Annotated in this window: 11 protein-coding genes and 1 other RNA gene; 3 read left to right on the forward strand and 9 right to left on the reverse strand. The window is 49.4% G+C overall.

All coding sequences use genetic code 11. From position 1 onward, the window contains the following. Positions 1-53: 53 nt before the first annotated feature. Positions 54-2,066, forward strand: a complete 2,013-nt coding sequence (locus QGP82_RS27675; RefSeq protein ID WP_163669401.1) for a sensor histidine kinase — start codon at positions 54-56, stop codon at positions 2,064-2,066. Positions 2,067-2,161: 95 nt separating this feature from the next. On the opposite strand, the gene QGP82_RS27680 is transcribed toward QGP82_RS27675, so the two are convergent. The 4 genes from QGP82_RS27680 to QGP82_RS27695 all read right to left on the reverse strand — a co-directional run bounded on the left by QGP82_RS27680 (position 2,162) and on the right by QGP82_RS27695 (position 4,923). Continuing rightward, positions 2,162-3,181 carry a Gfo/Idh/MocA family protein gene (locus tag QGP82_RS27680; protein WP_250565137.1) on the reverse strand — a complete coding sequence of 340 codons (1,020 nt, stop codon included), beginning with the start codon at positions 3,179-3,181 and terminating at the stop codon, positions 2,162-2,164. 60 nt (positions 3,182-3,241) lie between these two features. Then, the gene (gene rnc, locus QGP82_RS27685; RefSeq protein WP_163669403.1) at positions 3,242-4,012 is read right to left on the reverse strand and encodes a ribonuclease III; all 771 of its coding nucleotides are present in this window, start codon (positions 4,010-4,012) and stop codon (positions 3,242-3,244) included. 47 nt (positions 4,013-4,059) lie between these two features. Further along, positions 4,060-4,503: RNase P RNA component class A (gene rnpB, locus QGP82_RS27690), an RNA gene on the reverse strand. 126 nt (positions 4,504-4,629) lie between these two features. Further along, the gene (locus tag QGP82_RS27695; protein WP_036018518.1) at positions 4,630-4,923 is read right to left on the reverse strand and encodes an STAS domain-containing protein; all 294 of its coding nucleotides are present in this window, start codon (positions 4,921-4,923) and stop codon (positions 4,630-4,632) included. Between the two features lie 276 nt (positions 4,924-5,199). On the opposite strand from QGP82_RS27695, the gene QGP82_RS27700 reads away from it, so the two are divergent. Further along, positions 5,200-5,979, forward strand: coding sequence for a ZIP family metal transporter (locus QGP82_RS27700; RefSeq protein ID WP_163669404.1), 780 nt, complete (start codon positions 5,200-5,202; stop codon positions 5,977-5,979). A gap of 76 nt (positions 5,980-6,055) precedes the next feature. Here QGP82_RS27700 and QGP82_RS27705 read toward each other — a convergent pair whose 3' ends face one another. Further along, the gene (locus QGP82_RS27705) at positions 6,056-6,661 is read right to left on the reverse strand and encodes a pyridoxamine 5'-phosphate oxidase family protein (RefSeq protein WP_163669406.1); all 606 of its coding nucleotides are present in this window, start codon (positions 6,659-6,661) and stop codon (positions 6,056-6,058) included. Between the two features lie 91 nt (positions 6,662-6,752). Further along, positions 6,753-7,376 carry a glutathione S-transferase family protein gene (locus tag QGP82_RS27710; RefSeq protein WP_499061631.1) on the reverse strand — a complete coding sequence of 208 codons (624 nt, stop codon included), beginning with the start codon at positions 7,374-7,376 and terminating at the stop codon, positions 6,753-6,755. 162 nt (positions 7,377-7,538) lie between these two features. Between QGP82_RS27710 and QGP82_RS27715 the strand changes: the two genes are divergently transcribed. After that, positions 7,539-8,099 carry a TetR family transcriptional regulator gene (locus QGP82_RS27715; protein ID WP_163669411.1) on the forward strand — a complete coding sequence of 187 codons (561 nt, stop codon included), beginning with the start codon at positions 7,539-7,541 and terminating at the stop codon, positions 8,097-8,099. A 16-nt stretch (positions 8,100-8,115) separates the two neighbouring features. Here QGP82_RS27715 and QGP82_RS27720 read toward each other — a convergent pair whose 3' ends face one another. The 3 genes from QGP82_RS27720 to QGP82_RS27730 form a co-directional block, all read right to left on the reverse strand. Next, the gene (locus QGP82_RS27720) at positions 8,116-9,483 is read right to left on the reverse strand and encodes an MATE family efflux transporter (protein ID WP_499061632.1); all 1,368 of its coding nucleotides are present in this window, start codon (positions 9,481-9,483) and stop codon (positions 8,116-8,118) included. A 471-nt stretch (positions 9,484-9,954) separates the two neighbouring features. Further along, positions 9,955-10,263 (reverse strand): cupin domain-containing protein, encoded by a 309-nt coding sequence (locus QGP82_RS27725; RefSeq protein WP_163669415.1) that lies wholly within the window; start codon positions 10,261-10,263, stop codon positions 9,955-9,957. A 114-nt stretch (positions 10,264-10,377) separates the two neighbouring features. After that, positions 10,378-11,166 (reverse strand): phytanoyl-CoA dioxygenase family protein, encoded by a 789-nt coding sequence (locus QGP82_RS27730; protein WP_499061633.1) that lies wholly within the window; start codon positions 11,164-11,166, stop codon positions 10,378-10,380. Positions 11,167-11,236: the final 70 nt, after the last annotated feature.

The raw sequence follows: 11,236 nt of genomic DNA on the forward strand, positions 1-11,236 counted from the left end.
ATCTACGTTTCCTTGTTGAAGTCAGCGACGATCCTATAAGTTGTTAGCGGTTTATGGCTAAGCGTCCTCTTTCATTTCGCCGGTTACTGATACTGCGTATCTTGCTATTGAGTACGCCTGTGCTACTCATTGGTCAGGCGATTACCTTGCGTAAGGCGCGTTCAAGCCTATTGGACACGGCCCGCCAAAACTTGACCAGCAGTGCTATTAACAAGGCAAGTGGTCTTAGGGACAGCATACGAGCAGTAGAATCAGAGCTGATGTTGCTCGCTGATAGCCAAGCTTTGAGAACTGGAGAGACCCCTGAAGTCTCTAGAGCCCTGAGGCAGTATACCGAAATAGCTTCCCACACGGTTGGGTGCTTAGAGCTGACTGATGCTGGCACCGGTAATGTCGTGTTAAGTACCTGTGAGTCTTCCCTCTTGCCCACACCGTTACAGCTGCCTTGGCAACAAGAATCCACGGGAAAGTCAGACTTCTATTTAGTGGACCTTGATAGCCCTAATCGGACGGTTTCAGAAACTGTCCTTGAAGTGGAAAATGAAGAGCAAGGGATGCACTCTTCCCTGCTTGATTTGATTGTCGCCACACCTATTTATAGCCCCGAAGGACAGCTGCGCTATACCCTATCAGCTCAGTTTGGATTTACGCAGCTAGAAGACACCAATCCCCGTTCTCTGGTAGGTAAAACGGTCATTATCGATCCCAATGGCATTGTCGTTACCCACCCCAATCCCAACCTAGTCGGTCTATCGGTCGATGACCTCCATGGTGCTGATCGGTTTGTTAGCATCATGAGCAGTATTCGCGTAGGGAATTCGGATACCCTGCACCTGTTTAGTTTGCTGGAAAGTGGTGACGAGTGGCTAGCGGGCTACAGCGGTGCCAAACTGCCGGTGTCTACCGGTCAGATTCAGACGTGGAATGTGTTAGCGGTAACGCCGCTTGATCAAGCCCTCCACGCGCTGTGGGAAATCCGGATGATTCTATTTTTGCTGACCCTGGGATTGCTAGCTGCCAATGCTCTGTTAGCGCTTTATGTGGCCCGTAGTCTGTCATTGCCGGTGGAGCGATTGATTCACTATACTCAGCAAGTTCAGGACCTTTCCTCTGAGGTCAAGGCTGCGCCCAAGAACCGAAGTATTTGGGAACTTGATTATTTGGGGCAAGTTCTAGAACGCATGCTGCGTCGTCTGGAAGGAGGAGCCCAGGAGTTACGCCAGGCTTGGGAAAACGCCCAGATGGCCAATCAGCTTAAGAATGAGTTTTTGGCGAATACATCCCATGAATTGCGCACACCACTGAATGCCATTATTGGCTGTGTCCGTCTGGTGCGCGATGGCTCCTGTGATGATCGCGAAGAGGAACTGGAATTTCTAGAACGGGCGGATAATGCAGCCATTCATTTGCTGAAAATTATCAACGACATTTTGGACATTGCCAAAATTGAATCGGGCACCGTCAGTCTTGATCTAGATACTCTGGACTTGGGGGGCATCGTTCAAGATGTTCTGGATATGCAGGTTCTACAGATTCAGCAAAAGGGCTTGACCCTGAATCGTCCTGAGAAGTCAGACCCCATCTGGGTGAAGGGGGATGGCGATAAACTCAAGCAGGTGTTCCTGAATATCGTTTACAACGCCGTTAAATTTACCCACAGTGGCAGTATTACGGCCAAGATTGAGATAGTGCAATCGGTTGATGCTCCAGATGACGATTCTGCACCAGTGCCCGCACCTCGCGTGAGCGTGACTATTCAGGATACTGGAATTGGCATTGATCCCAAGGATCAGCAAAAGCTTTTCCATCCTTTTGTAATGGTGGACGGTAGTCACACCCGCAGCTATGAGGGGACAGGGTTAGGCCTGGCGATTTCGAAGAACTTTATGAAACTGATGGGGGGCAGCATTAGCCTCTACAGTGAGGGGGTGGCTCAAGGTACGGCAGTTACCGTGAGCCTACCGCTCTTGGCTAACCAGGGTGAAGCCGATGAACCCGAGACTCCTGAAAAGGATAAGACAGAAGCTGCTGAGCAGGTGCTGGTGGGGCAGAAGACAGAGGGGTAAGTTTGGAGTGTTTAGTTTTGAGTTAACGGGTATCAACTCAACTCAAAATAAAGATCTGAGAACGCAAAACGACTCTTGTTTTTACTGTCTTGCTTTTACTGTGTAGAAATCCATGCGCCTGCTTGATTTAGGGATTTGGATAAGGCTTCTAGGATGGCGACTAGATCAGTGCCAACGATGCCCGAAGATATGGATGATGACTGATTGGTGAGCACACTTTGGACAAAATGCTCGCACATCGTGGCCAATGGCTCCTGCTTAGGAATGTCGATGGACTCTGTACTTAAGCCTATGGGACTAAATGTGTCGGCTTCTAGCTGCCCTAGCTGTAGTGTGAGGGGCGATTCAGGTCGCATTTCGTCAAAGATGAGGCTGCCGCGATCGCAAACCATAGTCAACTGTCGTTGCTTGTGGGGATTGGCCCAGCATAGATGTACCGTTGCTTCAAACCCACTGGCATATTTCAAACGACACCACACCACATCGGCTAGCTGCACTTGGTTTGAACGCTTTAGCCAGTTCAGACCTTGGGCCTGCACATGTGTGGGAAAATCCCCCAGCCAATGGTTAAAAATAGCAATGTCGTGGATCGCTAGATCCCAGAGGGCATCAACATCGTGACGTACGGGACCCAGGTTAGTGCGGGCGGCATAGCCGTAGCGTGGAGTGCCTAGACGGTTTAGATTCGCCTTGGCCACCATAACAGCCGGATGGAAGAGATAGGTGTGGTCAATAAATAGCTGCCGATTTTGCTGACGGGCTAATTGGCAAAGTGCCTTAGATGTATTGGCAGTCAGCGTCAAGGGTTTTTCACACAGCACATGCAGCTGACGTTTGAGGGCAGCGGTGACCATAGCCTCGTGGGTGGTGGCGGGGGTGGCGATCGCAACAGCTTCTAAACCGTCAATGTTTAAGGCCGCTTCCCAACTCCTGAGTAGTGCCACTGAGGCGTCTAGGTGAAACGTTTGGGCTATGGTCGTCAACCGTTCTGAAGACGGATCGACGACCGCCCTCACCTGAAGTTGGGGATGAGCCAGACAGTTACGCAGTAGATGGGTGCCCCACCGCCCCACTCCCATCAGTGCCAGCTTGATTTGCCTTGTTTCTGGATCCATTGCCCTATACCTCGCTGAGCGGTCCGCTGTCCATTTTGCCCATTGTGGCAGTCAGGGTTACTAGCTATTTGAGTTAACGGTAATCAAGGGTTCCAATTGTTGATAGGCTTGCTGCGCGGCGCGTTGTTCTGCCTGTTTAATGGAGGGACCTTTGCCATCTCCCCAGAGTTTGCCCTGATACTGGACCTGGGCATAAAACCGCTCCGGATCGCCGTGGCGCTGGCTAATTTCTTCGACAGTATATGCTGGCAGCTGTTTACTGTGGGCCTGGGTGAGTTCTTGGAGGGCTGCTTTATAGTTGTGGCGGGCTGGGTCGTTTTTGATGGTTTGGGTAAGCCGCTCAAACTGACGATCAAGCCAGGGATGAATCAGGCTGAGATCTTGGGTGCTCAGGTAGAGTGCGCCCAAGACAGCTTCAAATGCGTCTGCCAGCCGTGAACTTCTGCCGGCCTGGTCCCCAGCGGCACTAGACGATATATGTAGGTAGCGCCCAAAGTTGTAGTCTCTGGCCAAAACTGCCAACGTGCGGTCGCTGACAAGTTGAGATCGCACTGCTGCCATTTCTCCCACCGACATGTGGGGGTAGGTTGCTTGCAAAAATTCTGCGGCAGCTAGCCTTAGGGCTGCATCACCTAGAAACTCCAGCACTTCATTATTTTGATCTGCTGAGCGAGAAATATCTATCAGGGCCTGATGCAGCAGGTCCCAACGCACTGCCGTAGGATCCGTTACCCCTAACTTTGCTACAAATTGTGATAACTCTTGTTGTCGTCGTGGATCATCCTTGATTGCTGACTGATTGCTGTCTACTGCCCTGTGGCCACTTAGCATTCACTGTTATTTGGTGGACTTGCCCCACCCTCCTATGCTCAAAAAAATGGAAAGAGTCAGCCGTAAGCCGGGTTCTGTTCTCGCTGATGCGAACATCAACGGGCGGTTATCTATCTGGGACGACTGTTACCAGTTGCCTCTAGCGGTACACCAAAAGCGGGGCTGGAAAAAGGTCAACCATGACCCCTGCGACCTTGCTCCTAGCCGGGGTTTACCGAGCCAGCACCTCTCGACGCTGCTGGTGCGCTCTTACCGCACCTTTGCACCCTTACCTGTAAAAGGATGAAGGATGAAGAATGAAGGATGAATTTAAATTCCGCCTTCTGCCTTCCGCCTTCCGCCTTTCCATTGGCGGTATGTTTCTGTGGCACTATCCTCACGGTCACCCGCACTGGGAATTACCCAGCAAGCCTGACCTTTCAGGAGCCCGGACTTTCCTCAAGCTAAGGGCTTTGCTAAGTCCTTAGCCCGCAACCGCAGCACCAACTCTTTCCGACTAACTATAATATCGCGGCGTCACAGTGTAGCGTCAAAGCCGATAATTAAGTTAGGGCATCGTGAGTGCGGGCATGGACGATCAAGGCGTATTGTTCTATCGTTTGGCATTTAGCTGCCATTTACAATTCCTGTAAATGGTGCAGTAGGCCGGATCGTTCTAAAACAAGCTTGACCTGCTCATTCATGTCCCTAGCAATAATTTTGGCTCCTTCTTTGCGAGATTGTATAATTCCTGCCCAAAATACAGATGCTGCCGCAGGTTCGAGAAACTTAGTCTTTGCCATGTCGATGATGATGGTGACGCCAGGCTGAAGCTTCTGTTTCAAATCTTGCTCAAAAAACGGTGAGATAAAACTATCCACACGACTGGGTAGACGAATGACTACATGGGATGCAACCGAACTTGTATTCATGGGTAGTAAATGTTACTCAGTACATTACTAAATTAAGCGAGATATCTCGATGAATCCTTGGGTTTTTGCACGGAGATAGACACCATTTTGCGTAAAGTTTCCACATGATGTGTCGTTTCTAAGAACCGTAATATCCCTGAAAACACTTAGATCTTTGTCGTATAGAACTGCACATCTTTAAAGATCGGTGCTTGTGTGATTTAACTCACCCGTACTCATAATGAGTTTTAGTTAGTATGGAGTCCTGAGTCGGAGATTTTCTGTCGGAGGTTTTCTATGGAACAGCTCTCTCAATCCTGGTCTAGTGTCGCGTCGGATGTGATGTCTGACGGGGTTACATCTAGTGTGTTAGCCAGTTTTGGCACAGGTGTGGGTGCGGTACCCATACTGTTTACGTCTCAGTTAAGTGATCGTTGGCAGACCCTGTTGCTGAGTATGGGGAGTGGGGTGATGCTCTCAGCGGCAGCATTCTCGTTATTGATACCGGCTGTGCAGTTGGCGGGGCAGTCGGCTGGCTATGGCACAGGCACAGGAGAAATTGTGGCTGCCGTCATTATTGGTGTTGCGATTTTCTATGGTTTAGACCGTGTATTGCCTCAGCCAGAGCTGACACAGCCAGGCCATGGGCGACACCTGTGGCTGTTTGTGTTGGCTATTGCTCTACACCATTTTCCAGAGGGCTTGGCAGTGGGTTTGGGGGCAGCGTCTACCCATGATGCGGGCATTGCCATTGGTGTGGCTGTGCAAAATTTGCCTGAAGGCTTGATGGTAGCGCTAGCTTTGCGTCAGTTAGGCTATGGCATCGGTTTATCGCTGCTGTTTGCTACCCTATCTGGCTGGTTAGAACCCTTAGGAGGATGGTTGGGAGTAACACTGGTCGATGGGGGGCGTGCGATCGCCCCCATGGGCATGGCATTAGCGGCAGGTTCCATGCTGTTTGTTGTATTCCATGAGCTATTGCCTGAGTTAAACTTGAAGACCCTAAAAAGCAGCGGTTCGGTTGGGTTGTTGACTGGCGTTGTGATCATGGGAATGGTCGAACAGTTTTTAGGCTAAAGAGTTAGGAATTATTGAATGAAAAATTATCTCGTGTAGGGATGTGCCATGGAACGTCCCTACACGAGAAGAGAGATTAACCTTGAAGACGATTTTCTAACGCGATAATTTTTGCCTGTAGGGGCGCTGTAGCTGCCTCAATTGCCTCCTGAAGGTCTTGCTCAGAATAACGTACGGGAATATGTTGAGGGCAATTCTGGCTAAATGCTTCAAGGGTGAATAAGACTGCACGTTCGATCTTCGCTGGGTACCCTGGCATGTGGAGTTGTTCAATTAATTCAGGATCATTTTCGACATAGTGGGCACGACCCCACAGTTTGAACCGACGGCGATGTCGATAGTCCATCAAAAAGAGAAAAGATTTATCGTTTTCAGACAGATTACCCACCGTGATGTACTGCACATTGCCGGAGAAATCAGCGAAGCCAATGGTCTTATTGTCTAGTACTTTGAGAAAGCCAGGTGGTCCCCCGCGAAATTGTATATAGGGATAGCCGTTAGAACCGATGGTGCCTAGATAGCCACCATCCATCTGAGTGATAAACTCAGCCAACTCCGGCGTGATTGTGTCATTTGGCGGGGCTTTGGCGGTGTAGCGTTCGTAGGTTTTTCGAGAACCTCGCTGGGTTTGGGCGGCTTTGACGGCAGGGGTGAAGGCAATGTCGGCGAATTTGCTGGGCATGGGTTTAGGGGGGAAAGATTTGAGAATATTTAGGGTTTCACGAATCTTGTAGGGATGTTACATGCAACGTCCCTATAAGATTTGTTTTTCACTAGGCAGTCACTGCAAGAGTTTCGATTCCTCGCATGCCTACGAAACCAGGGAGCTGTTTGACTCGTTTAATCCAGGACAACACATGGGGATAGGGCGAGAGGTCAATTTTGCCATCGGGCGAAAGGGCAACATAGGGAAAGACGGCAACATCAGCAATAGTAGGCGTACTACCAACCAACCAATTATGGTCGCTCAGATGCTGATCGAGCTGGTTGAGAATAAATGTTGCTTTTTCGGTTGCGCGCTCAATGTTAATGGCTTTAGCGCCAAACAAATGGTATAAACGGGCTGACTCTGGACCTTGGCGTACTTCCCCCGTCGTGATGGAGAGCCAGCGAATCACTTCGGCCATGGCCAATGGTTCCGTTGGTAGCCATGCCCCATTGTTGGCATATTTACGGGCTAAATAAACCAGTGAACCTTGGGCATCAGCTAGAACAACGTCGCCATCGGTGAGTACAGGTACCTGGCCAAAGGGGTTGAGTTTTAAGAATTCTGGCTGTTTGTGTTCACCTTTTAGCAGGTCTACGGTGACCCAATCGTGGTCTATCCCTAGGAGGTTCAAGAACAGTTTGACTTTGTAGCTGTTGCCGGACATGGGATGACCATAAAGTTTTGGCATGGGTTGAGACCTTAAATGATTTAATATTGAACCGAACGATCGGTCTGGTTAATTTATACCGAACGAACGGTACAATGTCAATAAAGATGATTCTCTTTTAAAGGTGGCCGTAAGGTTGATCCCTTTTGGGAAGGCTCAAGACTGTAAGTTTGGTGGTTGTTTGTGGCGCGTGAACCCTATTTGCCAGTGCTATTTCGGTTATTTCGTCGTCATGGCTATGACGGGGTGAGTTTGGCGAACATTGCTGAGGCGACGGGTCTGGGTAAGGCGAGTTTGTATCATCATTTTCCAGGTGGGAAAGCGGAGATGGTACGGGAGACGTTGGCCTATTCGGGTAGATGGATGGCGGACAATATTGTGGCCCCGCTGCAAGGGGATGGCGAGCCGTTGGAGCGGTTAAGGGGGATGTGCGATCGCATCTCTGCCTTATATGAGGCCGGTGAACAGCCTTGTTTGCTGGCATCGCTGACGCTGGGGGCATCGCGGGATATGTTTCATGAAGCGATTAAGGATCGCTTGCAGACGTTGGTGGATGCGATCGCATCAGTCTTAATCGAAGCTGGCTTAGATCCAGACCTGGCCCAGCAGCGAGGTGAAGATGCCGTAATGACCATCCAAGGATCATTGATTTTATCTCGTGGTTTAGATGACCCCAAGCCATTTCAGCGAGCTATCGCTCAGCTTCCAGATCGCCTTTGGGACGGATTGCCTATGAAGGTTTAATTTTTGAGCTTTTGCACTACTGATTCAAAGCTTCTTGAGGTGTGGCCTGAATCGTTGCTGGTTTAAAGCACAGCTTACGATTCCAGCAATAGGCTCCTATTCCCACGGCTAAATTGGACACCAGCGCAGCAACAAAAATTCCTATAGGGCCAGCGATACGGCTACCTAGGTAGGCCAATGGAATATACAGCACAAACATCCGAGTAATGGTCATAATAATGGATGGCACCGGTTTACCCATGGCGTTAAACGCAGAACTGCTAACCTGAATGATGCCTGCGGTACCATAGCTGATGGGAACTAGCCACAGATACTGGGTGGCCACGGCAATTACATTGGGATCTTGATTAAACAAGCCCGAAAGAAGGCGTCCGCCCAATCCTAGACCTATGGCCATAAACAATCCCCAGCCCATGCAGAATAAAAAGCTTTGGTTCAGGGCAAGGCGGACTCGGCCAAACTCTTGTGCTCCCCAATTTTGACCCACAAAAGGTCCCATGCTGGTGGATAGGGCCATAACGGTAATGAGGGCAAAGGCTTCCAGTCTTGAGGCCACACCAAATCCGGCAACAGCTGCAGGACCGTGGATGGCGAGAAAACTGGTAATCACTCCGATGGAGATGGGGTTGATCATACTGGAGGCTGCCGCTGGGAGACCGACTGTGAGAATGTCTTTCCAGCACCAGAGGGTTTCGTTGATATCTGGGAATTGGGCAGAGAGAAGATTCTCTTTAAAGCGAAGAACGAGCAAGGCGGCGACTAAGGTGGTGGCACGGGCAATAACCGTGGCGAGGGCTGCGCCTTGGATTTCGAGGCGGGGGAAGCCGAGGGCACCCGTGATTAATAGCGGGTCGAGAATGATGTTGACGGCGGCGGACAGGGTCATGATGATACTCGGCGTCAGGGTGTTGCCTGCGGCACGGATAGCGCTGTTACCAACCATAGGTACAACCAGGAAGACCATGCCAAAGTACCAGATGCGCATGTAGTCACGGATGTAGGGGAGAACATCAGGACCTGCACCAAGGGCTTTGAAAAGTGGGTTGATGGTGAATAGACCCAGACTGACGAAGAGGATGACGGCAGTGACGGCAAGGGTAAGGCTATTGGTAGTGAAGCGTTGGACTCGACTCATGTCGCCTTCGCCAATGGCACGAGCGATGACGGAAGATGCACCAACACCAAGGCCCATGGCGAGACTGCCGAAGGTCATGACAACGGGGAAGGTGAAGCTCATGGCAGCCAGCTGAGCGGTGCCGAGTTGGCCGACGAAGTAGGTGTCGACAAGGTTAAAGGCGATGATGGCGAAGACGCCCCAGACCATGGGGATAGTGAGGGTAATGAGTTGTTTGCCGACGGGGCCTTGGGTGAGTTTTGGGTTCATAGAGGGGCAAGGGGTTTTGCTCAGTGTAGAGTAGGTGGTGATTGGAGGTTGTACTGAGATCTTGCACTAAGTCGATTGTGAGGCTAAAACCCACGTTGGGTTCAAAACCCAACGCTAATTGAGGGCTGTCTGCTAAAGCGACAACGTTGGCTATGATGCCCTAAATATAGGCTTTCAGCGATTCTTTAACCCCTTTAGAGGGTTTTGATCCAATTAGCCGTGCGACTTTGAGTCCACGGTGGGTTATCGCCACCACGCCAGGTGCAAGATGTGAGTTGGATTAATTAATTTGGATCACCTCATAGGGGCACTCCCTTGTGGATGCCCTCCGATATTTGCAGCGATTGACCAGACTCTCATAACGTAATTCTTTTTGTTTACCTAATCCTTAGGCAAACCTGAAAGCCCTCCAATGTTTGGGGATTTAAGAGTGGTGGATAACTGAATGTGTCTTTACTGAAAATTCTCTATCTAATCTGCTCTGAACCAGAATTCAATTTCTGAGGTTTCTTGTTCGAACCTTGCCGCATGGACTGCTTGGGCGGGAACGTGATACCAATCACCTGGCTGATAATGACTCTCTTTACCATTTATAATCAGAATAAGTTCGCCTTGGGTAATGACGCCAACATTGTCGGTATTGTGATGGTGGGGTGAGATTTCTGTTCCAGCGGGATAGGTGGCAAAGAGAACATCGCAGTTTTGGGCCATGAGTTTATAGGCATCAAATGGGCCATCGAATTTAGGTAAAGCACGTAGCTGTTTGGGAAAGTGGGTCATAGATCGGTGCTGAGAAGATTTGTAGATACTACTGTTTTCCAAAAAACCTTGGGAGTTACACCTAAACGTTATCAACAACTGCTGGCCTCACAGGGTGTCACTCCGAATCTATTGCTAGTTGTGGGAGGGTACAATGTTTCGTGCCAGATCATACCAATTACTATTCTGGATATGTTTGATTTCTTCGTCAGTCGGTAGATCTGTTGGGTCTAGAAAACTTTCGACTAAAGGGTGAGGTTTGCCTACACAAAGGTCTAGCGCTTTGCGGGTAGGATTTAGAGCATAGTTGCCTCGATGAATTATTTGAGCGCTAAAAATCAGTACATCCCCTGGTTCAAGTTCAATTAAGACAGAGCCAGGCAGGGATTCATAATTTCTATGGCCATTTTGCTCGAAGCGTACGTTTCTTTCTAGTTCAGTGTCCCAACGTTTGTGGGTTTCAGGTATGAGCTCTACTCCTTTTTCTGCAACAAGGGGAATTCTCACATGGAGACTAAGCATATTGTTATGTTCAGCGGCTTGCACATTATCATCAATGGGGCTGTATTGCAGATCACGATGCCAGTAGGGTCGTTTTTCCTTGTCGTGGGGGTTAAAAAAGAGTTGTGTATTGTGAAAATAAATATCTGTCTTGAAGATACTCTCTAATCTATTCGTGAGTTTACTTGGTAAGAGTAGTTCGAAGAACTCAGTTCTTTTATGACTGCAACCTTGAAAATATCTAGGGTTAGTCAGCGAGTGCATATTGATGAGTTTCTGCTCAATCAGGGCATCATGATTTTCCTCCTGCCACTGATTGTAGATGCGGTCAATGATACGAGTAAGTTGATCAATCTCCTCCGGGTTAAAGAATCTAGGCAGAATGACATGACCTTGCTCTTCAAATTGTTTAGCCGTATTCATAGAAGCCTGGTTGCAAAGTATAAAAAGACAAGTTTAGACAAGACAATAAGATCATAGTGCGTTGCTGCCT

The organism is Leptothoe sp. LEGE 181152, from assembly GCF_032906605.1.
GTDB lineage: Bacteria > Cyanobacteriota > Cyanobacteriia > Phormidesmidales > Phormidesmidaceae > Leptothoe > Leptothoe turfae.